Annotated in this window: 22 protein-coding genes; 16 read left to right on the top strand and 6 right to left on the bottom strand. The window is 68.4% G+C overall.

Annotated elements, in window-relative coordinates; translation table 11 throughout:
- The first annotated feature begins 199 nt into the window (after positions 1–199).
- On the top strand, positions 200–3,100 hold the full coding sequence (locus tag M8A51_RS01215) for a PAS-domain containing protein (RefSeq protein WP_251776296.1): 2,901 nt from the start codon (positions 200–202) through the stop codon (positions 3,098–3,100).
- Between the two features lie 28 nt (positions 3,101–3,128).
- On the opposite strand, the gene M8A51_RS01210 is transcribed toward M8A51_RS01215, so the two are convergent.
- Positions 3,129–3,335: a hypothetical protein gene (locus M8A51_RS01210; protein ID WP_251776295.1), complete on the bottom strand. Its 207-nt coding sequence runs from the start codon at positions 3,333–3,335 to the stop codon at positions 3,129–3,131.
- A gap of 240 nt (positions 3,336–3,575) precedes the next feature.
- Between M8A51_RS01210 and M8A51_RS01205 the strand changes: the two genes are divergently transcribed.
- Positions 3,576–4,649, top strand: coding sequence for a class I SAM-dependent methyltransferase (locus M8A51_RS01205; protein ID WP_251776294.1), 1,074 nt, complete (start codon positions 3,576–3,578; stop codon positions 4,647–4,649).
- On the top strand, positions 4,609–4,944 hold the full coding sequence (locus M8A51_RS01200) for a 2Fe-2S iron-sulfur cluster-binding protein (RefSeq protein ID WP_407062184.1): 336 nt from the start codon (positions 4,609–4,611) through the stop codon (positions 4,942–4,944). The genes M8A51_RS01205 and M8A51_RS01200 overlap by 41 nt, the downstream gene beginning before the upstream one ends.
- A 73-nt stretch (positions 4,945–5,017) precedes the next feature.
- Here M8A51_RS01200 and M8A51_RS01195 read toward each other — a convergent pair whose 3' ends face one another.
- Positions 5,018–7,819 (bottom strand): ATP-binding protein, encoded by a 2,802-nt coding sequence (locus tag M8A51_RS01195; RefSeq protein WP_251776293.1) that lies wholly within the window; start codon positions 7,817–7,819, stop codon positions 5,018–5,020.
- Between the two features lie 174 nt (positions 7,820–7,993).
- Here M8A51_RS01195 and M8A51_RS01190 point away from each other — a divergent pair, with 174 nt between their 5' ends.
- From M8A51_RS01190 to M8A51_RS01175, 4 genes are read left to right on the top strand one after another with little or no spacing between them, the layout of a single operon-like run.
- Positions 7,994–9,184: a hypothetical protein gene (locus M8A51_RS01190; protein WP_251776292.1), complete on the top strand. Its 1,191-nt coding sequence runs from the start codon at positions 7,994–7,996 to the stop codon at positions 9,182–9,184.
- A gap of 7 nt (positions 9,185–9,191) precedes the next feature.
- Positions 9,192–10,085, top strand: coding sequence for a metal ABC transporter substrate-binding protein (locus M8A51_RS01185; RefSeq protein WP_251776291.1), 894 nt, complete (start codon positions 9,192–9,194; stop codon positions 10,083–10,085).
- The gene (locus M8A51_RS01180; protein ID WP_251776290.1) at positions 10,082–10,858 is read left to right on the top strand and encodes a metal ABC transporter permease; all 777 of its coding nucleotides are present in this window, start codon (positions 10,082–10,084) and stop codon (positions 10,856–10,858) included. The genes M8A51_RS01185 and M8A51_RS01180 overlap by 4 nt, the downstream gene beginning before the upstream one ends.
- A gap of 10 nt (positions 10,859–10,868) precedes the next feature.
- Positions 10,869–11,360, top strand: a complete 492-nt coding sequence (locus M8A51_RS01175; RefSeq protein ID WP_251776289.1) for a transcriptional repressor — start codon at positions 10,869–10,871, stop codon at positions 11,358–11,360.
- Here M8A51_RS01175 and M8A51_RS01170 read toward each other — a convergent pair.
- Positions 11,348–12,328 carry a threo-3-hydroxy-L-aspartate ammonia-lyase gene (locus M8A51_RS01170; protein WP_251776288.1) on the bottom strand — a complete coding sequence of 327 codons (981 nt, stop codon included), beginning with the start codon at positions 12,326–12,328 and terminating at the stop codon, positions 11,348–11,350. The genes M8A51_RS01175 and M8A51_RS01170 overlap by 13 nt on opposite strands.
- A 151-nt stretch (positions 12,329–12,479) precedes the next feature.
- Here M8A51_RS01170 and M8A51_RS01165 point away from each other — a divergent pair, with 151 nt between their 5' ends.
- On the top strand, positions 12,480–13,913 hold the full coding sequence (locus tag M8A51_RS01165) for an aminotransferase-like domain-containing protein (RefSeq protein WP_251776287.1): 1,434 nt from the start codon (positions 12,480–12,482) through the stop codon (positions 13,911–13,913).
- Between the two features lie 11 nt (positions 13,914–13,924).
- Here M8A51_RS01165 and M8A51_RS01160 read toward each other — a convergent pair whose 3' ends face one another.
- Positions 13,925–14,368 (bottom strand): PilZ domain-containing protein, encoded by a 444-nt coding sequence (locus M8A51_RS01160; protein WP_251776286.1) that lies wholly within the window; start codon positions 14,366–14,368, stop codon positions 13,925–13,927.
- Positions 14,369–14,516: 148 nt separating this feature from the next.
- Between M8A51_RS01160 and M8A51_RS01155 the strand changes: the two genes are divergently transcribed.
- Positions 14,517–15,854 carry a PQQ-dependent sugar dehydrogenase gene (locus M8A51_RS01155; RefSeq protein ID WP_251776551.1) on the top strand — a complete coding sequence of 446 codons (1,338 nt, stop codon included), beginning with the start codon at positions 14,517–14,519 and terminating at the stop codon, positions 15,852–15,854.
- Here M8A51_RS01155 and M8A51_RS01150 read toward each other — a convergent pair.
- On the bottom strand, positions 15,820–16,842 hold the full coding sequence (locus M8A51_RS01150) for an AI-2E family transporter (RefSeq protein ID WP_251776285.1): 1,023 nt from the start codon (positions 16,840–16,842) through the stop codon (positions 15,820–15,822). The two genes, M8A51_RS01155 and M8A51_RS01150, sit on opposite strands and share 35 nt — an antisense overlap.
- Positions 16,843–16,926: 84 nt before the next feature.
- Here M8A51_RS01150 and M8A51_RS01145 point away from each other — a divergent pair, with 84 nt between their 5' ends.
- Both M8A51_RS01145 and M8A51_RS01140 read left to right on the top strand, forming a co-directional pair.
- A complete protein-coding gene (locus M8A51_RS01145) occupies positions 16,927–17,202 on the top strand; it encodes a hypothetical protein (RefSeq protein ID WP_251776284.1) in 276 nt (91 codons plus the stop codon).
- A 10-nt stretch (positions 17,203–17,212) separates the two neighbouring features.
- Complete coding sequence (locus M8A51_RS01140; RefSeq protein WP_251776279.1) at positions 17,213–17,752, top strand: MOSC domain-containing protein; 540 nt, start codon at positions 17,213–17,215, stop codon at positions 17,750–17,752.
- 29 nt (positions 17,753–17,781) lie between these two features.
- Here M8A51_RS01140 and cysE read toward each other — a convergent pair whose 3' ends face one another.
- Positions 17,782–18,615, bottom strand: a complete 834-nt coding sequence (gene cysE / locus M8A51_RS01135) for a serine O-acetyltransferase (protein ID WP_251776276.1) — start codon at positions 18,613–18,615, stop codon at positions 17,782–17,784.
- Positions 18,616–18,992: 377 nt separating this feature from the next.
- Here cysE and M8A51_RS01130 point away from each other — a divergent pair, with 377 nt between their 5' ends.
- The 5 genes from M8A51_RS01130 to M8A51_RS01110 all read left to right on the top strand — a co-directional run bounded on the left by M8A51_RS01130 (position 18,993) and on the right by M8A51_RS01110 (position 24,061).
- A complete protein-coding gene (locus tag M8A51_RS01130) occupies positions 18,993–19,484 on the top strand; it encodes a protein-tyrosine phosphatase family protein (RefSeq protein ID WP_251776273.1) in 492 nt (163 codons plus the stop codon).
- 33 nt (positions 19,485–19,517) lie between these two features.
- Positions 19,518–20,105 (top strand): flavin reductase family protein, encoded by a 588-nt coding sequence (locus M8A51_RS01125; protein ID WP_251776269.1) that lies wholly within the window; start codon positions 19,518–19,520, stop codon positions 20,103–20,105.
- A gap of 16 nt (positions 20,106–20,121) precedes the next feature.
- Positions 20,122–21,180: a 6-phosphofructokinase gene (locus M8A51_RS01120; RefSeq protein ID WP_251776267.1), complete on the top strand. Its 1,059-nt coding sequence runs from the start codon at positions 20,122–20,124 to the stop codon at positions 21,178–21,180.
- A gap of 135 nt (positions 21,181–21,315) precedes the next feature.
- Positions 21,316–21,540, top strand: coding sequence for a glycine zipper 2TM domain-containing protein (locus tag M8A51_RS01115; protein ID WP_251776262.1), 225 nt, complete (start codon positions 21,316–21,318; stop codon positions 21,538–21,540).
- Between the two features lie 139 nt (positions 21,541–21,679).
- On the top strand, positions 21,680–24,061 hold the full coding sequence (locus tag M8A51_RS01110; RefSeq protein ID WP_251776260.1) for a putative bifunctional diguanylate cyclase/phosphodiesterase: 2,382 nt from the start codon (positions 21,680–21,682) through the stop codon (positions 24,059–24,061).
- The last annotated feature ends 47 nt before the right edge of the window (positions 24,062–24,108 follow it).

Here is a 24,108-nt window from a genome sequence, read left to right as displayed (position 1 = left end):
GGGTTTGTGGGGCGACGCTGCTCGGAACCCGACCCGGCGGGCCCCAGCGCGAGAAATTGTGGCAGATGTCCTGTACGGGCCAGCCAAGGTCTCAAGCCACTGCAAATCCGACCGAAAACGTCGCAGACAGGCCCCACACTGAGGTCTCGCCATCCACTGCCCAGCACGGGCCGACCGGGGCGCCAACACGAAACAGGCCATGCACACTGATCCGAACGGCACCAACGCCACGCGGGACATCGAAACGGCGCGCGGCGACCGCCGGCCCTGGGACGAATACCGCGACCGCCTGACCCATCTGATCGAGATGGCGGGCGTCACGTATTGGGAGCAGGACGAGCACTGTCGCTTCACGATGGTCAACTCGCCGAGCCATCATGCGCTCGGCTTCGACCTCGGCGAACTGCGCGGCAAGACGCGCTGGGAGTTCGGCGCCACCGCGGTCAGCGACAACGGCAGCTGGGAACCACACCAGGCCACGCTCGCATCTCGGCAGCCGTTCAAGGACTTCGTCTACATGCGGGTGCGTTCGAGCGGCGAGGTTCGCTACGTCCGCACCAGCGGACAACCGGTCTTCGACGAGGACGGCCGCTTCAGCGGCTACCGCGGAACAGCCGCGGACATTACCGATCAAGTGCGCACCGAGCAGGCGCTGCGGCAGAGCAGCACGCTGCTCGAGAGCATGTTCGAAACGATGGAGGAAGGCGTCAGCGTGTTCGATGCCGAACTCCGGCTGGTCGCAGTGAACCGGCGCTTTCGCGAACTGCTCGGTTTCCCCGATGCCCTGCACGAGCCCGGCACTCCCTTCGAGGCTTTCGTGAGGCACAACGCCGAACGCGGCGACTACGGCCCGGGCGATATCGAGACGCAGATCCGCGAGCGGGTCGAGCAGGCGCGGTTGTTCGAGCCGCATCATTTCAATCGGGAACGGCCCGACGGCTCGGTGCTGGAGATCCGCGGCCGGCCGCTGCCGAACCGCGGCGGCTTCGTGACGGCATACACCGACATCACCGAGCGCGCCCGCGCCGAGCGGGCACTGCGAGAGAGCAAGCTGGTGCTCGAGAACACGTTCAACTACATGGACCAGGGCATCAGCATTGCCGACCGGCAACTGCGGCTGCTGGGCATGAACCGCCGCTTCAGCGAGCTGCTCGATTTCCCGGCCGAGCTGTGCGTGCCGGGGACGCCGTTCGAGGCTTTCATTCGCTACAACGCGCAGCGCGGTGACTACGGGTCGGGCGACGTGGAGGAACAGGTGCGCACCCGTACCGAACAGGCCAGGCTCTTCGAGCCCCACGTGTTCGAACGCGAACGGCCGGACGGCACGATCATCGAGGTGCGCGGCGCGCCGGTGCCGAACGGCGGCTTCGTGACCGTCTACACCGACATGACGGAGCGCGTGCGCGCCGAACGCGCACTGCGCGAAAGCGAGGCACGCTTTCGCAGCCTGACCGAGCTGTCGTCGGACTGGTTCTGGGAGCAAGACAGCGAACTGCGCTTCACGCGGCTGGAAGGTCGCCACATGAGCGGCGACGACAGCGCGCTGCAAGCCGAGCTGGGCCGGACCTGGTGGGACCTCGGATTCGACGTCGAAGGCGGCTGGGACGCGCTGCGCGAGATCCTCGCACGGCGCGAGACTTTCCGCGAGGCGGTGATGCGCCGCACGCTGGACAGCGGCGACGTGCGCCACGTGCGGGTCAGCGGCGAGCCGATCGTCGACAGCGCCGGTCGGTTCGTCGGCTATCGAGGCATCGGTCGCGACATCACGCAGCAGAAGCAGGCCGAGGAACGCATCCAGTACCTGGCGACGCACGACAGCCTGACTGCTCTGCCCAACCGTGCATGGTTCAGCGAGCTGCTGAACCTGGCGCTGCACACGGCCCGGCGCTACGACCGCAAACTCGCAGTGCTGTTCATCGATCTAGACCGCTTCAAGATCATCAACGACACGCTGGGCCACGAAGCCGGTGACACCCTGCTGCGCGAGGTGGCGAAGCGGCTGGCGCATTGCCTGCGCGCCAGTGACGTCGTGGCACGCCTGGGCGGCGATGAGTTCGTCGTGATGGTGCAGGAAGTCGACGAGCCTGAGCAGGCAGCCGCGGTGGCACGCAAGATACTCGCCGAGGTGATCGAGCCGATCGTCGTCATGGGCCAGCCGTGCCGGGTGACGGCCAGCGTCGGCATCTGCCTGTATCCGACAGACGGTCCGGACGAGCAGACCCTGATGAAAAACGCCGACATCGCGATGTACCAGGCGAAGGAAGAGGGCAAGAACAACTACCAGTTCTACTCGAAGGAGATCAAGACACTGTCGCTGGAACGGCTGGCGTTGGAAAGCAGCCTGCGCACCGCGCTGCAGCGCGGCGAGTTTTCTTTGCACTACCAGGCCAAGCTCGACCTGCACAAGGAGACCATCACCGGCGTCGAGGCGCTGCTGCGCTGGAACAGTGCGGAACTCGGACCGGTCTCGCCGACCCAGTTCATCCCGATTGCCGAGCAGACCGGCCTGATCGTGCCCATCGGCAAGTGGGTGCTGCGCACTGCCTGTGCGCAAAGCGTGGAATGGCAGCGCCAGGGACTGCCGCCGGTGTGCGTGGCGGTCAATATCTCGGCGCGGCAGTTCTCGCACGAGGACCTGCTCGAGGACGTCGCGGGCGCCCTGCGCGACACCGGCATGGACCCGTCGTTGCTCGAACTCGAGCTGACCGAAGGCATGGTCATGCACAACACCGAACGCGCCGTGCGGCTGCTGAGCGACATCAAGAAGATGGGGGTACGCATTGCGATCGACGATTTCGGCACCGGCTATTCGTCGCTGGCGCAGATCAAGCGTTTCCCGATCGACGCGTTGAAGGTGGACCGCTCCTTCATTCGCGATCTGGCGACCGATTCCGCCGACCGGGCGATCACCGAGGCGATCATCGCGATGGGCAAGACACTGAGCCTGACCGTGGTCGCCGAAGGCGTCGAGACGCAGGAGCAGCAGACCTTCCTGCGCGACAGGGCCTGCGACGAGATGCAGGGCTACTACTTCAGCAAGCCCGTGTCGGCCGAGGACTTCGCCGCCTTCTTCCGGCGGCATCTGCCACCGCAGGCGTAGGGGTACCGCACCAAGGGCTCAGCGCGCCTCAGTGCGTGTCGCGCCTGACGACCGCCGGCACGGAATACTCGCGCCCGACCACGGCGCGAGCATAGAAATAGTTGTCGCGCGCCCGGTCGCTCAGCGAGTCCAGGTGCACATGACCTTCCGCATCACAGGGGAAGGCCAGTGCGCGTCCCTGGTGGAACAGCGATTGGAAGCGCAGCTCGAAGCAGCACGGTTCTCTCAGGGCCATCAAACCACTTTCCATGACGGTGACTCCTTCGGCACGACTCGGTCTCTACGATGTCTCTACTCTAGGCAAGCAAATGCCGCGCTTCATTGGGTGCATGCCGGTGGGGGGTGTCAGGCCGGAACTGCGCCCGATGTAGAAAAAATGCTGACATGGATACAAAGTAGAGGGCCCGGGCTGCCGTCGTGCCCCGAAGGGCTGCGAGAATGCGCGGTCGCCGTCCGAACCCGCCGCCGAGACTTCATGCAAGACAAAAGCTTTTCGCCGGAACGCCAGAGCGCGTTTGACGCCCGCTTCGAAGCCCAGAAGATTGCCTTCGGACCCATCGTGTTTCAGTGTGTGCGCTATGCCTGGAAGCGCGGCATGCTGCAGGCACTCGCCGAGGCCGGCGACACCGGGCTCAGCGTCGATGAACTGGCGGCGACTGGTCGCTGGACGCCCTATGTGCTGAAGGTCGTGCTCGAAACCTGCCTGTCGGCCGGCGTGGTGCAGTTGCGCGCTGGACGCTACCAGCTTGACAAGACCGGGTACTGCGTTCTGAGCGACACGATCACCCAAATCAACCTCGATTTCGTCCATGACGTCTGCTATGTCGGCATGCACGACCTCGACCGCTCGCTCGACGCCGGGAAGCCGTTGGGGTTGCAAGCCCTGGGACCATGGCCCACGCTCTACGAGGGGTTGTCGTCGCTACCGGAGCCTGCAAAGACCAGCTGGTTCGCGTTCGACCACTTCTACTCCGACACCTCATTTCCGGCGATATTGCGCGACGTCTTCTCCTCGGGTGCGAGACAGCTGATGGATATCGGCGCCAACACCGGCAAGTTCAGCCGTGCGGCGCTGGCCCATGACGCGCAGGTCCAGCTGCATCTCGTCGACCTACCGCAGCAGTTGGCAGTGGCCGACATCACCCTGCGGGAGGCCGGAGTGCGCGAACGCGCACACTTGCACCCCGTTGACATGCTCGATCCGGCGGCCCCCTTCCCCGCCGGGATGGACGTCGTCTGGATGAGTCAGTTCCTGAGTTGCTTCAGCGAGCCGGTGATCGCGTCGATCCTGCAGCGAGCCGCCAAGGCCCTCGCGCACGACGGACAGGTGCTCATCATGGACACGTTCTGGGACCGCCAGCGTTACGACATCGCCGCGTACTGCTTGATCAACACCTCGCCGTACTTCACGGCAATGGCCAGCGGCAACAGCAAAGTCTACGAAAGCACCGACTACATCCGTCTGTGCGAAGAGGCAGGGCTGAGGCTCGTGAGCGCACGCGACGACATTGGTTACTGCCACTCCCTGCTGCGCTTTGCCAAGGCCTGAAGCACCGCCACCCTCGGCGCTCGTCCTGCCGTCGGGTTGGTGTTTCGTGGCGTCTCCCGACGTCACCTTGCTGCAATCGGCGCGCGCGGCCGGCATCCGCCTGCCGAGTTCCTGCCGCAACGGCACGTGCCGCGCCTGCATCTGCCAGCTGTTGCAAGGAGAGATCCGCTATCGCATGGAATGGCCCGGGCTGAGTCGCGAGGAGAAGCTCGAAGGCTGGGTGCTGCCCTGTGTGGCCTATCCGGTGGCCGACATCGTACTGGCCGCACCGGCGGCCGAGCGCAACGAAGGCTGACGCCGCCCAGCGCGCATCGGCCAAGGCCGTGCAGCGCAACCAGCTACCGGTGAAGACCGATCGCAATGCTGCATCACGGCGGCGCGCGGCCCGCCACGGCCGCCGGCGCCGTGCCGATCAGCTCGTTGAGCACCGCCAGCAGCTGCTCGACCTGCACTGGTTTCACCAGGTGCGCGTCAAAGCCCTCGGAGCGTGCCCTCCGGCGGTCGGCGTCGGTGCCGTAGCCTGTCAGCGCCACCAGCTTCAACGCCGCCAGCCGAGCGTCACCCTTCAGGCGGCGCGCCAGCTGGTAGCCGTCCATGCCCGGCAGGCCAATGTCGAGCAGCGCCACTCGCGGCACGAAAGTTTCGAGCACGGCCAGCGCCGACGCACCGTCGAAAGCCGCGCGCGTCTGGTAGCCGAGGGCGTCCAGCAGCAAGGCGAGGGATTCGGCGGCATCGGCGTTGTCATCCACCACCAGCACCGAGGCCCCGCCGGCCGGCTGCGCGGTGACCGTCGGTGCAATGACGCTCGGTGCCTGCTGCGGCGCAGCGGGCAGCCGCACGACGAAGCAGCTGCCCCGCCCCGGCCCGTCACTGTGCGCGTCGACACTGCCGCCGTGCATCTGCACCAGCGTGCGCACGATCGCCAGCCCGAGCCCCAGGCCACCGACATGACGCGACAGCGGCTGCTCGCCCTGCACGAAGAGATCGAACACGCGCGGCAGAAGCTCCGGCGCAATGCCGCTGCCCTCGTCCTCGACACGGGTGACCACCTCGGCCCCCTCCATCTGGAGCATCAGGCGGATGGCGCGATCTGCAGGCGTGAACTTCGCGGCGTTGATCAGCAGGTTGCACAACACCTGCGCGAGCCGTACCGGGTCGCCCCAGACCGCAGCGGCGCCTTCGGGCAGGTGCAGCTCGAGCGGCTTGGACCGGGTTTGCAGCACCGGCTGCGTCAATTCGATCGCCCGCGCGACGACGTCCTTCATGTCGACATGCTCGCGCTCGATCTGCACCTTGCCTTGCGTGATGCGAGAGACATCGAGCAGGTCGTCCACCAGGCGCGACAGGTGGGAGACCTGCCGCTCGATGATGCGGCGTTCGACGCCGCCGGCCTCACCCGGGTCGCGCAACTTCATCAGGTGCAGTGCCGTGACGATGGGCGCCAGCGGATTGCGCAGCTCGTGCCCGAGCATCGCGAGGAACTCGTCCTTCGCCCGGTGCGCCCGCTGCGCCTCGCGCAGCGCCGCCTCGGCCTCGGCATACAAGCGGGCGTTGTCGAGCGCCAGCGCGGCTCTGTGAGCGAGCTCGGACACCAGGGCGCAGTCGTCTTGGCTGAAGTCGCGCCCCGACTCGGCCTGCAGTGCCGCAATCGCGCCCAGCGTGCGCCCGCGCGCGATCAGGGGCGCCACGAAGTAGGCGCGCAGCCCGATGGCCCGGGCAAACGCCTGCAGATCCGGATCGGTTGCGCCCTGCAGTTCGCCGGGCGAGGCGCAACAGCCGACGTGCGAGCGGCCTGTCTGCACGACCCAGGCCATTGACGCCATCTGCGTCGGCGCTGCGCGCAGGACCTCGGCCAGTTCGGCGCCACGGCGCGCTTTCTCGGGGTCGCTGTGGTGGGTCAACGCGCGCCGCAGCTCGCCGTTCTCGTCGAGCAGGTCGACGCGGCACCAGTCGGCCACGCCCGGGACGATGATCGCTGCAATCGCCTCCAGTGCGGTGCTTTGCTCCAGCGCGTGCGACAGGCGCGTGCCTGCGGCCGCCAGCAGTTCGAGTCGACGGCGGGCCTGTTCGGCGGCGTCGCGGGCATGGCGCTCGGCGGCCAGCAGTTCGTCGCGCTGGGCTTGTGCCTGCGCACGTTGCCGGGCCGAGGCTTCGAGCACATGCCCGAGTTCCTGGAGTTCGCGTATGTCGCTTGTCGACGGTATCGTCTGCGCTTCGCCGCGTCCGAGCGCCTGCGCGGCCCTGCGCAGTGCGACGATCGGACGGTTGATGCTGCGCGCCACCAGCATCACCGCCAGCCCGCCGAGAACGAGCGACAGCAGCAGGCCGCCGCCGTAGGCTGCAAGCGAGCGATCGCCAGCGGCCTCGACGGCAGAGGCCGGGATGCCGATCGCCACCACCCAGCCGGTATCGGCCAGCCGGGTGAAGCCGGTGTAGACCGCCTCGCCTTCGAGCGTGCGCGTGACTCCCGCGCCTTCGGCTCCCGCCGAGGCCATCAACTGCAGCAGCGACGGCGATGCCGGCTTGCCGACGTAGCGCTCCTGCCCGCGTGAGCGTGCGACGCAGACGCCGCGCGCATCGAGCACGGTGACCACCCAGTCGTCGGGAATGCGCTGCCGCTGGATGACCTTGAGGATGGCTTGTGGTCGCACCACACCGGTCAGCACGTAGCGCAGCTCGCCATCGCGTGCCACCGGCACACGCACCGCCACGCCAAAGCTGCCCCGGGGACCGGCGGCCATCGGCCCGACCACCCAGTTGCCGGTGCGCAGCACCTCGTTGAAGCTGGCCGGCTCCGTGAGCGGAGGCAGCGGCGCACCGGGCGCAAAGCCGGTGTTGGCCAGCGCTTGCCCGGAGCGATTCGCCAGGATCACCGACAGCCATTCCGGCTGGGTTTGTTGAACACGTCGCGCGAGTTCGAGAAAGCCGGCCGTATCGGCGACGTCCAGCGGCTGCGAAGTCGCCAGCGAGGCGAGCACCGAGGCCGAGCGGCGCAGCTCGGCGTCGACCGCCGTCGCCATCGCCCGGGTCAGGCTCAATCCGGCGCGGCCCGCCTGCTCGCGCTGCTGCTGGGCGAGCGCCAGCAAGCCGAGCCCGGACATCAGCGCGAGCGGGAGGATGCCGGCCGCAGCCAGCACAAGCAGCCGCCGGCGAAGCGAAACATTGCGCATGCACCACCTTCGTCGTCCCGGCCCGCCAGATGCGACAAGACATCGCGTCCGGGCCGGGACCGGCCATTGTGGCCGAGGGGGGCGGCACGTGGCAGACACGCAGGAGCGGCCGCGGAAAATGATGTAATGTTATAACATTGCCGACTCTACGCACCACCCGCAATGGAGGACTTCTTGACGACCCGTTTCTGCCCAGGCGTACAGCCAGCGTCGCGCTTTTTCCCGCTTCCCCTGAAGTTGCCGCAGCTTGTCGGTGCGGCGCTGTCGCTCGCGGCGCCGCTCTCGTTGGCGCAGCCCGCTGCCACGAACCCATCACCTGTCTCACCGATACAGCTGGGCCTGGTGCTCGACGGGGCCTACAGCTCACGCGAATTGGCGCTCGGCAGCCGCGACAAGGGCTTCGCGCTGGGCCACACCGAATTGACGGCCGGCGCCAGCATCGACGACGTGTTCACAGGGCGCGCCACGCTCGCGGTGCACACGCATGACAGCGAGACCGAACTGGAACTCGAGGAAGCCTTTGTCGAGACGACGCGGCTGCCGGCCGGCCTGCAGGTGCGCGGCGGACGGTTCCTGTCCCAGGTGGGGTACCTGAATGAACTGCACAGCCACGGCGATGATTTCGTCGAGCGGCCGCTGCTGTACCGCGCCTTCCTCGGCAGCCACTGGTTCGACACCGGCCTGCGCGTGAACTGGACCGCGCCCACCGAGCTGTACTGGCGCACCGGGTTCGAGATTCTTGCCGGCAAGCAGTTGGTGTCCGAGCCCGAGCGCGACCTGCGCGTCGGCGCATGGACACTGTCGACCAAGGTCGGCGGCGACCTGGGCAGCAGTCACAGCTGGCAGGTCGGCCTGGCCTACCTGCGCAATCGGTTGGAGCCTCACCATGAGGAGGAAGAGGACGAAGACGAGCACGCTCACGAGCACGCGCACGGCGCCCGCTACACCGGCGGCAAGATGGTGATCGCCGACGGCGTGTGGAAATGGGCGCCCGACGGCAACAACCGCGAGCGGCAATTGCGGCTTTCGGCCGAGTACGCACGCGTCACCGATATCAACGAGCATGCCGGTGCGGGCGATGTGCACCGGGCCTGGTACGTGTCTGCCGTCTACCGCTTCCTGCCTCAGTGGGAAGCCGGCGTGCGCTTCGACGACCTGAAGGTGCGCGAGCCTCACGACGACCATTTCCATGCCGGCCACCTGCAGGAAACCGCCCTGTCTCTGGCATGGAAACGCTCGCATTTCTCGACGCTGCGCGTGCAATGGACGCGGCAGCGCGACCGTGGCGATTTCGACGACGCCGCGAACTCGCTGCAGCTGCAGTACGTGATGAGCCTGGGAGCCCACGGTGCGCACTCGTTCTAGGATCTGGATGGCGGCCACACTGATGTGGCTCGTACCGCTGTCGAGCGCGCAGGCGCTCGATGTCTTCACCTGCGAGCCCGAATGGGCAGCGCTGGTCAAGGCGCTGGCACCCGATGCACGCGTCACGTCTGCAACCCACGCGCGTCAAGACCCGCATCACATCGAGGCCAGGCCCGCGCTGATCAGTGCGTTGCGCCGCGCCCAGCTGGCCGTGTGCACCGGCGCGTCGCTCGAAGCGGGCTGGCTGCCGGTGCTTCAGCAACGCGCCGGCAACGCCAGCGTGCAGGAGGGGCGTGCCGGGATGTTCTATGCCGCGAGCGTGGTGCATCTGGCGCATGCTCACGAGCACGTCGACCGCAGCATGGGCGACGTGCATGCCGAGGGCAACCCGCACCTCCACCTCGATCCCCGGCGTCTGAAACAGGTGGCCTCGGCGCTGGCCGACCGGCTGGCTCGCGTCGATCCGGCGAACGCCGCCATCTATCGTGACCGCCACCGCGCCTGGGCCACCGACTGGGATCGTCGCATCGAGGCCTGGGAAGACAAGGCCGGCCCCTTGGCTGGCACAGCGGTCGTCGCGCAGCACACCGCCTTCTCCTACCTGTGGGAATGGCTCGGCATCGAACAGGTCGCCGATCTCGAACCCAAACCCGGTCTGCCGCCGACACCGTCGCATCTGCGCCAGGTCTTGCAGCGTGTGCGCGACACGCCACCGGCGGCCGTCGTGCAGGCGCTGTACCAGGACCCCCAGGCGGGGCAATGGCTGGTCGGCCAGATCGGCACGCCCTTGCTGGTGTTGCCGGCCACCGTCACGCCCGACGGGCCGGCACGGACACTGGAGGGCCTGTACGACACGCTGATCGACGAGCTGCTGCGCGCCGCTGCCAAGCCGAAGCCATGAACAACGACCTGTCCATCCTGGTGCTGCCGCTCGTCGCGGGCGTGCTGACGCTGCTGACGCACGTGCCGCTCGGCGAGCAGGTGCTCAAGCGAGGCATCGTTTTCATCGACCTGGCCATTGCGCAGGTGGCCGCGCTCGGCGTGCTGGTGGCGTCTTCGCTGGCCGACGACGGCATCACCGGGTGGCTGGCCGGCACGGGTGCCGCGCTGGGCGGAGCAGCACTCGTCGCCTGGCTGGGCGAGCGCTGGCCGGCACGGCGCGAGGCCTTGATCGGCCTCGTCTATGTGGCCGGCGCGGTGATTGCGCTGCTGTGGGTCAGCGCCGACCCGCGCGGCGGGCAGAAGCTGTCGGCGATGCTGTCCGGCGACGTGCTGTGGGCCGACTGGACGCGGCTCGCCCCCCTGGCGGTGGCGACGTTGCCCTTCCTGGTGCTGCACTTCGTGCGTCCGCGGCTCTGGGCTCAGGGGTGGCTGTTCTACCCGTGCTTCGCGGTGCTCGTCAGCCTGTCGGTGCCGCTGCTCGGCCTGTACCTCGTGTTCGCGACGCTCATCGTGCCGGCGCTCGCCTTCGGTGGCGGCACCCGTTCGTCGGGTCTGGCAGCGGTCGGCCTCGGCAGCCTGGCCTACGGTGCCGGGCTGCTCGCCTCGCTGGGGTGGGATCTGCCCAGCGGACCGTGCATCGTGCTCGCCCTGATGCTGGCGGGCTGCGTGGTCGCCGCGGCACGGATGCGCGGCGCGCAGCCGCCGCGCGAACTTTCCGCAGGTCGCCATTAAACTCGCTTGCGTGACTGCCGCTTCTGCCCCGAACACCGCTTCCCAGCGTTCTTCCGATGCGCTGGCGCGCGAGCTTGCCGCCGCCGACGCCCATTGCCGGGCCCGCGGGGCACAGCTCACGGCTTTGCGCCGCGAAGTGCTGGAACTGCTGCTGCTGCGCGAAGGCTCGGCGAAGGCTTACGACCTGCAGGACGACATGCGTGCGCGCCATGGCCGCGTGGCGCCTACCACCGTCTACCGGGCACTCGAATTTCTGATCGAGCAGGAACTCGTCCATCGCGTCGATGCCATCAATGCGTTCGTCGTCTGCAATGGAGAGCATGTCCACCACCACGCGATGATGCTGGTGTGCGCGCAGTGCGGCCAGGTCACCGAGTGGCACGACGAGGAAGCCTTCGCGGCGCTCGGCAAGCGGCTGCGCAAGAGCGTCGCCGGCTTCCACGTCGGCTCGGTCGAGATCAAGGGCCTGTGCACCAACTGCACCGAGGCTCAGGCCGGCTGAGCGCCACCGGCCAGCAGCGCCGCGTACCGCGCCATGTCGACGTTCCCGCCCGACAGCACGATGCCGACACGCTGTCCACGCACATCGATCTTGTTCGCCAGCACCGCGGCCACCGCGAGGCAGCCCGTCGGTTCGACCACCGCCTTCATCCGCCCGGCGACGAAGCGCATCGCCTCGACGATCTCGCCATCGGTGACTGTCAAGATGCCCTGCACCAGTTGCCGCAGCACCTGAAACGGGTGTTCGCCCAGATAGCGGCTTTGCGCCGCATCGGCAACGGTGCGAGGCGTCTCGATGCGCACGATGGCGCCGGCCGCGAGGCTGCGCTGTCCGTCGTTGCCGGCTTCCGGCTCGACGCCCACGATGCGGCAGGCCGGGCTCATCGCCCGCGCCGTCACGGCACAGCCCGACAACAGGCCGCCGCCACCGACCGGCGTCAGCAGGAGGTCGAGCTCGCCCACATCCTCGATCAATTCCTTCGCCGCCGTCCCCTGCCCTGCCATCACGTGCAGGTGGTCGAACGGCGGGATCAGCGTCAACCCGTCCTCGCGCGCCAACTGGGACGCCACCGCCTGGCCGTCTTCCGCATAGCGGTCGTAGCTGCGCACTTCGGCACCGTAGCCGCGTGTCGCGTCGCGCTTGGCCTGCGGCGCGTCCGCCGGCATCGCCACCACGGCTCGCACGCCGAGCAGGCGCGCCGCGAGCGCGATAGCCTGCGCGTGGTTGCCCGACGAGAAGGTCACGACACCTGCGTTGCGCTGCTGCGGCGTGAACTGCGCGATCGCGTTGTAGGCGCCGCGAATCTTGAACGCGCCCATGCGCTGAAGGTGCTCGCACTTGAAGAACAGGCGCGCACCGGTCAGTGCGTCCGCAGTCGCGGAGGTCCACACCGGCGTGCGGTGCACCACCCCATGCAGCCGTTCATGGGCACGTGCCACGTCATCGAAGGAAATCGGGAGTTCGTTCATCGGAGGCTTCCGCGTTGTACCGGACAGATCACAGCCTAAGGCCAGACGCTGCATGGCGACAGGCACAGGCGCGCCCGGATCGCACCGGAACAGCAGCGCCCGCACCCATGTCCGCTACGATGCCGGGCGCCACAGTCGGATTGCCTCCACGATGCCCAGCCAGCCGCTCTACCTCCAACTCGCCGGCCACTACCGACAGGCCATGGAGGCCGGCACGCTGCGCCCCGGCGACCGCATGCCGGCGCTGCGTGTGCTGAGCGAACGCCATGGCGTCAGCCTGTCGACCGCGCTGCAGACCTGCCGGCACCTCGAATCGCTGGGCTGGCTTGAAGCGCGGCCGCGTTCCGGATATTTCGTGCAGTCCTCGGTGCGGCCCCGCCTTGAACCGGTCCCGGAGCCGCGAGCGGTCCTGCCTAACCCGGCGCAGTATGTCGGCATCCATGAGCGGGTGTCGTCTGTCGTCGTGCGGGGACGGCTGGCGCCGGTGCGCTTCAACCTGGGCGGCGCGGCAGCCTCGGCACCGCTCTATCCGTGTGAAGCGTTGCGCGCCGCCAGCGTGCGGGCGCTGCGCCGGGAGCCTGCGCTGTGGGGCCAGTCGGTGCCTCATACCGGCCATCCGGCCTTCTGCGCCGCGGTGGCGAAGCACCTGCTGTCGTCCGGCATTGTCACGGCGCCACGCGAGGTGATCGTGACCCATGGCGGCACCGAGGCGCTGGCGCTCGCGCTGCGAGCGGTGGGGCGGCCGGGCGACGTGGTCGCGATCGAGTCACCGGCCTACTACGGCTTGTTGCAGTTGCTGGAAAGCCTGGGCCTGCGCGCGCTGGAAATCCCCACCAGCGGCCACACCGGCCTGTCGCTCGAGGCCCTGGACCTCGCCGCCGCGTCCTATGAGGGCATACGCGCCGTCGTGTTCGTGCCGCACCTGCAGAATCCGCTCGGCGCCACCATGCCCGCCGAGCGCCGCCGGCAGTTGGTGCAGTGGTGCGAAGCGCACGACATCGTCTTGATCGAAGACGACACCTTCGGCCCGCTGTACGACGCCGACACACCGTTGCCCGCCGCGAAGTCCTTCGACACGACAGGCAACGTGATCCATTGCGCCTCGCTGCACAAGGTGCTGGCACCCGGCATGCGGCTCGGCTGGGTGCTGCCGGGCCGGTGGCGATCGCGCATCGAGATGCTCAAGTTCACCCAGTCGCGCGGCAACGAGGTGCTGTCCCAGCTGGCGGCGGCCGATTTCATCGGCAGCGGCAGCTTCGAGCGACATTTGCAGCGGCTGCGCGCTCGCCTGCGTCGGCATCGCGACTGGATGGCCGCGGCCATCGCGGCCGGTTTTCCGCAGGGAACCCGCCTCAGCCAGCCCCGCGGCGGCGTGCACCTGTGGCTGGAGCTGCCGCCCGGTACGCCGTCCGAATCGGTATTCGACGCGGCACTGCACGAAGGCATACGCGTTGCGCCCGGCCTGATGTTCTCGAACTCGAGGCGTTTCGACCACTGTCTGCGCATCAACTGCGGCCTGCCGCCCACGCCCGAACTGGGGCAGGCGCTGAGACGCCTGGGCCGCATCGTCGCCGAGGCCCGCTGACCCGCCGCCGCTCAGTGCATCGGCATGTGCCGCTGTACCGGGAAGTCGGCGGCATAGCGATCGATCCACTCGAAGGCGGCTTCCTCGGACGTCAGTTCGCGCCCCTCGCAGCGCAGCACTTCGCGCCGGTAGTCCTCGATATAGCAGATCTGCTCGACCATGCGGGCCAGGAACACGTCCTGCGGATCGAGGAAGGCGACGCCCAGTTCATAGGCTTCGGCGCTGCCATTGGCCGCATGCGGGCGGCACCAGACGACGCGGGCACGCGCCTCGAACGGCGGCTGCACGCAGCCGATGCGCAGACCGAGTTCGGCGCCCGGTGCCTGCGGCTCGTCGGCCACGAAAGCCAACCCGCCGAGACTGATGTCATGTGTGTGCACGGCCCGTTGCGGCTCATGGCGGTCGGTCTTGACCTCGATGGGCACGCTCACGGGATGCCGGATGAACTGTCTCATGGCTCGCGTCCTGTGGGGTCGAACAAAAAAGGTCCGCCGCGCCGCACCCGCGGCGACCCCCTCAGTTATAGGCTGCCCAGCCGAGCGCGCCACCCGGGTTTGCCCCGCGGGAATGGCACGTGCTGCTCGCACCTCGTGCCTACCGGAGATCGCCGTGTCGCTTTTCCATCCCCTGCCCTGGGCCCTCGGAGTGCTCGTGCTGGCGCTGTGCGCCTGTGAAAACGCGAAGCTGCCGGTCGATGCCGGCATCGGCCCGCAACCGACGCTGCCGCCGCCCGCCAAGAGCCTCATCCCGACCGTCGACATCGCCCCGGCCAGGGGCTGGCCCGAGGGGACCGCCCCTGTCAGCGCGCCCGGCACGCAGGTGCAGGCCTTCGCGCAAGGCCTGGACCACCCGCGCTGGCTGCTTGTGCTGCCCAACGCAGACGTGCTGGTCGCCGAAACCAATGCGCCGCCCAAGCCCGAGAACAAGGGCCTGCGCGCCTGGGTCATGAAACAGGTGATGAAGCGCGCCGGCGCTGGCGTACCGAGTGCCAACCGCATCACGCTGCTGCGCGACACCGACGGCGACGGCACCGCCGATCATCGTTCGGTCTTCCTCGAGGGGCTCAACTCGCCGTTCGGGATGGCGCTGGTCGGGCAGGACCTCTACGTCGCCAATGCCGACGCCGTGTTGCGCTTTCCCTACGCGCCGGGACAAACCCGCATCACGGCACCAGGCACCCTGCTCGCGCCGCTGCCCGGCGGGCCGCTCAACCACCATTGGACGAAAAGCCTGATCGCCAGCCCCGACGGCGGCAAGCTGTACGCCGGTGTCGGCTCCAACAGCAACGTGGCCGAGAACGGACTCGAGCAGGAAGAGGGCCGCGCCGCGATCTGGGAAATCGACCGCGCCACCGGCAACGCACGGGTGTACGCCTCGGGGCTGCGCAACCCCGTCGGCCTCGCCTGGGAGCCGCGTACCGCAACACTGTGGACTTCGGTCAACGAGCGCGACGAGATCGGCAGCGACCTCGTGCCCGACTACATGACCTCGGTGCGTGACGGCGGCTTCTACGGCTGGCCCTACAGCTATTACGGCGGCCATGTCGATGAGCGCGTGCAACCGCAGCGGCCCGACCTGGTGCAGCGAGCCATCGTGCCTGACTACGCGCTCGGTGCGCACACCGCGTCGCTCGGCCTGGCATGGTCCGGCGGCGCCAGGCTGCCGGCTCCGTTCACCGAAGGCATGTTCGTGGGCCAGCACGGCTCATGGAACCGGCGTCCACCGAGCGGGTACAAGGTGATCTTCGTGCCGTTTCGCGACGGCAAGCCTGCCGGCCGGCCCGTCGACGTGCTGACCGGCTTCCTCGACGCGGAAGGCAACGCGCTCGGCAGACCCGTGGGGCTGGCGGTCGATGGCCGCGGTGCGTTGCTGGTCGCCGACGACGTCGGCAACGTCATCTGGCGCGTCAGTCCGGCCCCCGGGACGAAGGCGTCTCGATGAAAGTCTGAAGGTAGAGCGAGTCGACCAGCGACATGGCGACCACCATCATGGGCGTCGCGAGCAGCACGCCGGGCAGCCCGAACAGCACACCGAAGATCACCACCGACAGCAGCGCCAGCACCGGCGGCAGCGCCACGGCCCAGCGCTGCACCAGCGGCATCAGCACGTTGCCCTCGACTTGCTGGATCGCGATGACGGCGATCGCCACCTGCAGCGCCGTCTGCGGTCCCTCGATGAACGCCAGCAGCACCGACAGCGCGCCCGCGACGATGGGGCCGAAAAACGGCACGAAGTCGAGCACCGCCGCGATCACGCCGAGCGCCAGGGCGAGCGGCATGCCGATGGCCCACAACGCCAGCGTGGTCAGCATGCCGACCGCCAGCATCGACACGCCCTGCCCGACCAGCCAGCGGTGCAGGCTCTCGCCGGCGCTGCCGAGCGCACCATCGACCAGGCCCCGGCGTTCGGGCGGCAGCAGGCGGACCACGCCACGCCGGTAGGTGGTGGGGTCGGCCGCAAGGTAGATGCCGAGCACGATCACCAGGCCGAAGGTCGCCAGCGACCCGAGTGTGACGCTGGCGAGGCTGGCGACCCGGCTCCATGGCACCCCGTCGGCCTTGAGCCCGTTCCAGGCGTCGCGCAGCGCCGCACCGAGTGCGTTGCTGTCGAGCCAGCCCCCCACCGCATCGACCGCCCGTGGCAGCTCTTCGCGCAGGCGCTCGAACTGCTCCGAAAGTGCCGGGCCGATCAGCCAGATGCCCAGGCCCAGGACGGCCACCAGCGCGGCCAGCACCGCCGCCAAAGCCACCCGGCGCGACAGCCCGAAGTACCGCCGCAGCGGCCGGCCGAAGGCGGTGAGCGTGACAGCCACCACCGAGCCGGCGAACACCAGCACGATCACTTCGCGCAGATTCCATGCGAGCAGCACGCCTGCCACGACAACGAGCGTGAGCAGCAGGCGCTGGGAAAAGGGCGGCGAGGCAGACACACCATCATGCAGCAATCGGCCTGCCCGTGACGCGGCTGGGCACACTTGGGCGATCATGTCGCCTCCTGACCAAGGCAGATCCCGATGAAAAAAACCGACCTCGAAAAGAACAAGGCCCTGAAAATCGCCGGCCAGATGAAGCAGGCGGGGGTTCCGAGCCGCTTCGGCGCGGCGTCGACGGCGGTGCCCGATCGGCGTGAGCGGCGACGCCGGGAGCAGGCCATGGGGCTGGTGCCTTTTGCCGTCAAGCTGCCTGGCGATCTCGTCGCGCAACTGCGCAAGCAGGCCGAAGCCCAAGGCACGAAGCTGGACGACCTGGTGGCCGACCTGCTCGGCCGGTCGCTCGAGCGGGACAGCTGAAAAGGCCGGCATGGCAAGCGTCCTCTCGGTCAGCGCCTGTGCACGACACCGATTCAGCAAGGTCGTCCTCCCGCGCATCGAGTTGCTGACCGGTCTTGGCGTCGAGGGCGACGCCCACCTCGGCGTGACGGTGCGGCACCGTTCCCGCGTCGCAAAGGACCCGACCCAGCCCAACCTGCGCCAGGTGCATCTGTTGCATGCCGAACTTTTCGACGAGTTGCACGCGATGGGCCATGCCGTCGGCCCGGGAGAGTTGGGCGAGAACGTTTGCACGCGGGGCCTGGACCTGCTGGCGCTGCCGAGCGGCACCCGGCTGCAGCTCGGCAGCTCGGCTCTCGTCGAGATCACCGGCCTGCGCAATCCGTGCGTGCAGATCGACCGCTTCCGTGCCGGGCTCCTGGGGGCCGTGCTGGGCCGCGATGAGCACGGCCGCCTGGTGCGCAAGGCGGGCGTGATGGGTGTCGTGCTGAAGAGCGGTACGGTCGTGCCCGGAGACGCCATCGGCGTCGAGTTGCCCGCTGCGCCTCACCGGGCGCTGGCGCCCGTCTGAGCGATCGCCGGACCGCGAGCGCTGGCCGCTCAGAACCCTTGATCCATTTCACAGGCCGGCACATGGCCCTCGCCGTGGCGACGCACCACGCGGGCCGGCACCCCGGCGACCGTGCAGTGTGGCGGCACCGCCTCCAGCACCACGCTACCGGCAGCCACCTTGCTCATCGCACCGATCTCGATGTTCCCGAGTACCTTCGCGCCAGCCCCGATCATCACGCCGCGGCGCACCTTCGGATGCCGGTCGCCATGCTCCTTGCCGGTGCCTCCTAGCGTGACGCCCTGCAGGATCGAGACCTCGTCGTCGACCACCGCGGTCTCGCCGATCACGATGCCGCTGGCATGATCGAGCATCACCGCACTGCCGATGCGCGCGGCCGGGTGGATGTCAATGGACAGCCTCGCGGCGACCGCGCCTGACAGCGCATGCGCCAGGTCGCGGCGCTCATGCAGCCACAGCCGGTGAGCCACGCGGTGCGCCTGCAGCGCGTGGAAACCCTTCAGGTTCAGCAGCACGTGCAGCGCGCCGGGGCACGCCGGGTCGCGGCTCGTCACCGCAGCCAGATCGTGCGCAGCCATCTCGACCAGGCCCGCATCGTCGGCCAGCACGTCGAGCATCAGGGCGTGCAGGCCGGCTTCCGGCAGATCGTCATCGGCGAGCCGGCGCGACAGCACCAGCGCGAGCATCCGGTTGGCAGAGCCGGCATCGAGCAGGCGTTGCAGGCGGCGGCGCAGCAACGGCTCGGTCGCCATGAGTTCATGGGCCTCCTCGTGCACCCGCTGCCAGACGCCGGGCATCCCGTCGTCCGACCGGGCCGGCTGCACCACCGCATGGGCCGGCAGTGCCAGCGAAAGTGAAGTCATCGACCGCTCCGTATGCTGTAGAGAAACAAAAAGGCCGCAGGGCATGTGCGCTGCGGCCTTGGGGAACGCCGGCGGGGCGTTCGCTAGGAGACGAGCCCCCGCGGCGCGCATCGACAGCAACGACAACAGCCCGCCGCGCCGGCAGCGGCGGTGGCCCAAACGGAAGCGCGGAGGCGTTCTGACATGGCGGCAGTGTAAGAAGGTGCGACCACGGCCGTCAAACGGCCTGTGCCGATGGCCCTTCGGGCAGTGCACACTATCGGCGATCCCTCTGCAACGAAACGCCTTCCCTGCCATGCCGCTTCACTTCCTGCGCCGCCTCGCGCGCTGCTGCTCGTGCTGACGGCCGCCTTGCCGGTGCTCGACGACCTGGGCCGATGGAGACCCGTGCCGTGAGCCTGCGCGCAGTGGCCCTGCCTGCGTCCGCTCGCGGCCGGCTTTGGCTGTCGGCGATGCCCGGTCGCTTCGAGCCGTGGACGCATTTCCTTGCTCAGGCCGCGCAAGCCCGCCTCGGCCTGGTCGTCTGCCTGACCCCGCGCGACGAACTCGCTTCGCTGTCACCGGACTATGAACTCGCACTGATGCAGGGCTCTCTTCCTTTCGAATGGATGCACCTGCCGATGCGCAATTTCGGGCTGCCGGACGACCCGGTCGGCTTTCGCACCGGCATCGAACGACTGGCTGTCCAGCTGCAGGCCGGTCACTCGGCGATGCTGCATTGCGCCGCCGGCATGGGCCGCACCGGCTCGGCTGCCGCGTGTGTGCTGAAGCGGCTCGGCCTGACGGCCGAGCAGGCGCTGCAGCGGGTGCGCGACGCCGGATCGAATCCTCAGAACGCCAGCCAGTCCGGCTTTGTGAACTGGTTCTGACGGCACCTCGGCGTCGCCGCTAGACTGGCCCGCATGCGCCTGCCCGTCGAACTGCCCAAAGCCTACCGACTGCTCAACCATGGCCCCACGGTGCTCGTCACGAGCGCACACGCCGGACGCCGCAACGTGATGGCAGCGGCCTGGTCGATGCCACTGGACTTCGACCCGCCGAAGGTGATCGTCATCATCGACAAGTCGACCTGGACGCGCGAGCTGGTCGAAGCCTCGGGGCATTTCGCGCTCAACGTCCCATGCCGCGCACTGGCAGACGCGACACTCGCCGTCGGCAGCGCATCCGGCCGCGAGCTGATGCAAGGCGCTGGCGACGACAAGTTCGCGCGCTACGGCTTGCAGACCTTCTCGGCCGGCCGCATCGATGCGCCGCTGCTCGAGGGCTGCGTCGGCTGGCTCGAATGCCGCGTGATCCCGGAGCCCCACAACGAACACAGCTACGACTTGTTCATCGGCGAGGTGGTCGCGGCGCAAGCCGACGAGCGTGTGTTCTCGCAGGGGCGCTGGCACTACGACGACACCACCGATCCTTCGCTGCGCACGCTGCACTACGTGGCCGGCGGCGCGTTCTTCGCGATCGGCGAGGCCTTCGAGGCCAAACGCCTGTGAACAACGGGAAACCGACATGCACATCGGCGTCCTGACCGGCGGCGGCGACTGTCCCGGCCTCAACGCCGTGATCCGCGCGGTCACGAAGGCGCTCGTCAACGAATGCGGCGCGCAAGTCACCGGCATCGAGCGCGGCTTCCTCGGCCTGGTCGAGCGCCGCGTGAGACCGCTGGGGCTGCGCGAGGTCAGCGGCATTCTGCACCTGGGCGGCACCATCCTCGGCACGCACAACCGGGCCGACCCGTTTCGCTATGTCGGCGCCGGCGGAGTGGACCGCTCGGCGCAGGTGATGGACTACGTGCGTGAACTCGGCCTCGACGCGGTGGTCGTCATCGGTGGCGACGGCAGCATGAGCATCGCGCACCGCTTCGGTCAGCTCGGGCTGCCGATCGTCGGCGTCCCGAAAACCATCGACAACGACCTGATGCACACCGAGCGCAGCTTCGGCTTCGACAGTGCGGTCGCCGTCGTCACCGATGCCATCGAGCGGCTCGAGACCACCGCGCAAAGCCATGGGCGCGTCATGATCGTCGAGACGATGGGCCGTTACTCGGGCTGGATCGCGCTGGAAGCCGGCATGGCCGGCGCCGCCGACGTGATCCTGCTGCCGGAGCGCCCTTACGACCTCGATGCCGTCGTGCAGCGCTGCCGCGAGCGCGAGGCGGTGCAGGGCTACACGATCGTCTGCGTGGCCGAAGGCACGCACGCCCGCGGTGCAGGCATGACCGTGCAGGCGCGGCTGGCAGACAGCCCGGACCCGTTGCGGCTGGGCGGCGTCGGCCACCTGCTGCGCGAGCAGTTGCAACAGCGACTCGGCAGCGAGGTTCGCTCGACCCAGCTCGGCCACCTGCAGCGCGGCGGTTCACCGACGGCCTTCGACCGCGTGCTCGCAACGCGCTTCGGCTACCACGCAGCCCAGCTGGTGGCCCAGGGTCGCTTCGGCCACATGGTCGCGCTCGAGGGCAGCTGCTGCACCGAGGTGCCGCTGGGCGACGTGGCGGGGCGCAACCGCACCGTGCCGCCGGATCATCCGCTGCTGCAGGCCGCCCGGGGGCTGGGCATCTGCCTCGGCTAGCGACAGACCCTGTAGGCCCAGGCCGACATCCGAATCTGGCCCCGGCCGACGGCGCCAGCGGCACCCGACACCTACGCTGATGTTCGAGCCACGAGTGTTTCTGGCTTCGATACCGAGTTGTACAGGAGAGATGCCATGAAAAGCATGCAGATCCTCGCCAAGACGACTTCCGCTCTTGCCCTGGGGCTGGCGCTGGCAGGTTGCTCGAGCATGAGCGAGCGCGACCGCAATACCGCGATCGGCGCCGGCGTCGGCGGTGTGGCCGGCTCGGTGCTGACGGGTGGCAGCACGGCGGGCACCATCGGCGGTGCAGCGGTGGGCGGCGTGATCGGCAACCAGACCGGTCGCAAGGACCGCTGAGCCGCACGCAGGGCCTGCTGCCCTGGCCTGCTCCGCCCGGACCCCTTGTCGAGGGGGTCCGGGCGGAGCCTTTGCTCAAGGGTGACCGCTATGATGACCCGGTCTCTTCCCTGCCGAGAGCGGACGAAAGGATTCCCCTGTGGCTGCAGTCACCCCTGCACCGGATCATGCTGCCCCCCTCGACTGGGCGCCTTTGCCCAGGATGATCGCGGTCGCACGTTCGACCGGCGCGCCGCTCCATCTCAGCCCGGCTCTCGTCCGCTACGCCGGCCTGGACCAGCTCGATGACTGGCTGGACCGCTGGGAGCCCGCCTCACGCGCGACATTGCAGCGCGCGCTCGCGCAGCCGGTCGACTTCTCGCTGCCACTGAGCTTGCAGGTCGACGACCGGCTTTGCCGTCTTCACGGCGCGGGCCACTGGGTGCCGCACCTGGGGTTGCACGTGTGCCTGTTCGACGACGGCTCTGCGGGCCGGCAGGCGGAGCTCGCCACACGCGCACAGTCCGACCTGCTGCGGCTGACGGCCGACAATGTCCCGGCGTTGATCGCGTACTACGAAGCCGAGCATTTCCGCTGCGTGTTTGCCAACAAGCAGTACGCACACAGCTTCGGCTGGGACGAACGCTCCATCATCGGCCACACCTTCTCCGAAGTCATCGGCGAAGAGGCAACGTGCCACATCCAGCCTTACGTCGACCACATGCTGCGACATCGGCAGCCGGTGTCGTACGAACGGCGGCGTGCCATGCCCGACGGCAGCCCGCAGTGGATCGAGGTCAGCCTGCTGCCTCACCTCGACGCCGGCGGCCGACCGATGGCCGCGTTCGTACTGATCGTCGACATCACCAAGCACCGGCTCGCCGAGCAGGCGGTGCGCGAATCCGAGGAGCGGCTCGCCAAGTTCATGCAGGCCAGCGCCGAAGGCGTGGTGTTCCACCAGGACGGCATCATCACCGACGTCAACCCGCCCGTGTGCCGTCTCACCGGCTACGCCTTCGAGGAGCTGCTCGGGCGCCACACGCTCGAGTTCGTTCCGGTGGAGTACCACGCCCGCGTGATCGCTGTGTGGGATTCCGGCGAAGACGCCACCTACGAAAGCGAGATCGTCACCCGTGACGGCGAGCGCGTGCCGGTCGAGTTCATCGGCCGCACGATGGAGCGCAACGGTGAGCGGCTGCGCATGTCCATCGTGCGCGATATCCGCGACCGCCACGCAGCACAGGCGCGCATCCACCACCTCGCGCACCATGACGCATTGACCGGGCTGCCGAACCGCATGTCGTTCATGGAGCACCTCGACCGTCGCATGGCGCTCGCCCGGACGACCAACGAGCAGATGGCACTGCTGTTCATCGACCTCGACGACTTCAAGCGCGTCAACGATTCGCTCGGTCATCTGGCCGGCGACAAGTTGCTGCAGACGATCGCCGTGCGCGTGACCGACACGCTGCGCGCCACCGACCGTGTCGCGCGCTTCGGAGGCGATGAGTTCATGGTGCTGCTGCCCCACGCGCGGCACCGGCACGATGTCGAGGACGTCGCGCGCAAGCTGCTTGCGGCGATCGAGGTTCCTGTCGATGCCGACGGGCGGCTGATCTCGGTGACACCGTCGATCGGCGTCGCTATGTTTCCCGGCGACGCGCAATCGCCGGCGGAACTGATCAAGCATGCCGACAGCGCGATGTACCTGGCCAAGTCACGCGGCCGTGCGAACTACCAGTTCTTCGACCCGGCCATGGTGCAGACGGCCTACGACGCGCTGGTGATGGAAAGCCAGCTCGTGCAGGCGCTTGAGCGCGACGAATTCGTGCTGCACTTTCAGCCCCAGGTGCGCACACGCGACCAGGCCCTGGTCGGCGCGGAAGCGCTGATCCGCTGGAATCATCCTCAGCAGGGCCTGCTCTACCCGGACCGCTTCATTCCGGTGGCCGAGCAGCAGCGGCTGATGCTGCCGCTCGGCCAATGGGTGCTGCGCGAAGCGGTGCGCTGTGCGCGGGGCTGGCGGGCGGCGGGGCTGACAGGTGCGCCGATCGGGGTGAACCTGTCGACCGTGCAGTTCCAGTCGGCCGGCTTCGTCGAGGCGGTCGAGCGCGTGCTGCAGGAAGAGGGCGTGCCCGGCGAAGCACTGGAACTCGAATTGAGTGAACGCATGCTGATGGACGACCTGCCCGATGTCATGCACAAGCTCACCCGCCTGAAGGCGCTGGGCATTCGCATCGCAGTCGACGACTTCGGCACCGGATACTTCTCGCTGCGCCACCTCAAGGAACTGCCCATCGACAAGGTCAAGATCGACCGCTCCTTCGTACAGGATCTGCCTCACGCCCAGGATGCGGCGGCCATCGTCCGTGCCATCATTCAGATGGCGCACAGCCTGGGCCAGAGCGTGATCGCCGAAGGGGTCGAAACAACTCGGCAGCTCGATTTCCTGGCGACCCAGGGCTGCGAGGAACTGCAAGGCGATCTGATCAGCGCCCCGCTGCCGGCCGTCGAGTTCGAAAACTGGATGCGTCGTTCCTGAACGCTGCCCTTGCATTTGCCCTTACCGCCCCCATGTCCATCGGGCCG

The organism is Caldimonas mangrovi (assembly GCF_023721835.1).
In the GTDB taxonomy this organism is placed as follows: domain Bacteria; phylum Pseudomonadota; class Gammaproteobacteria; order Burkholderiales; family Burkholderiaceae_C; genus Caldimonas; species Caldimonas mangrovi.
This window is presented reverse-complemented; position numbering and strand designations above follow the sequence as displayed.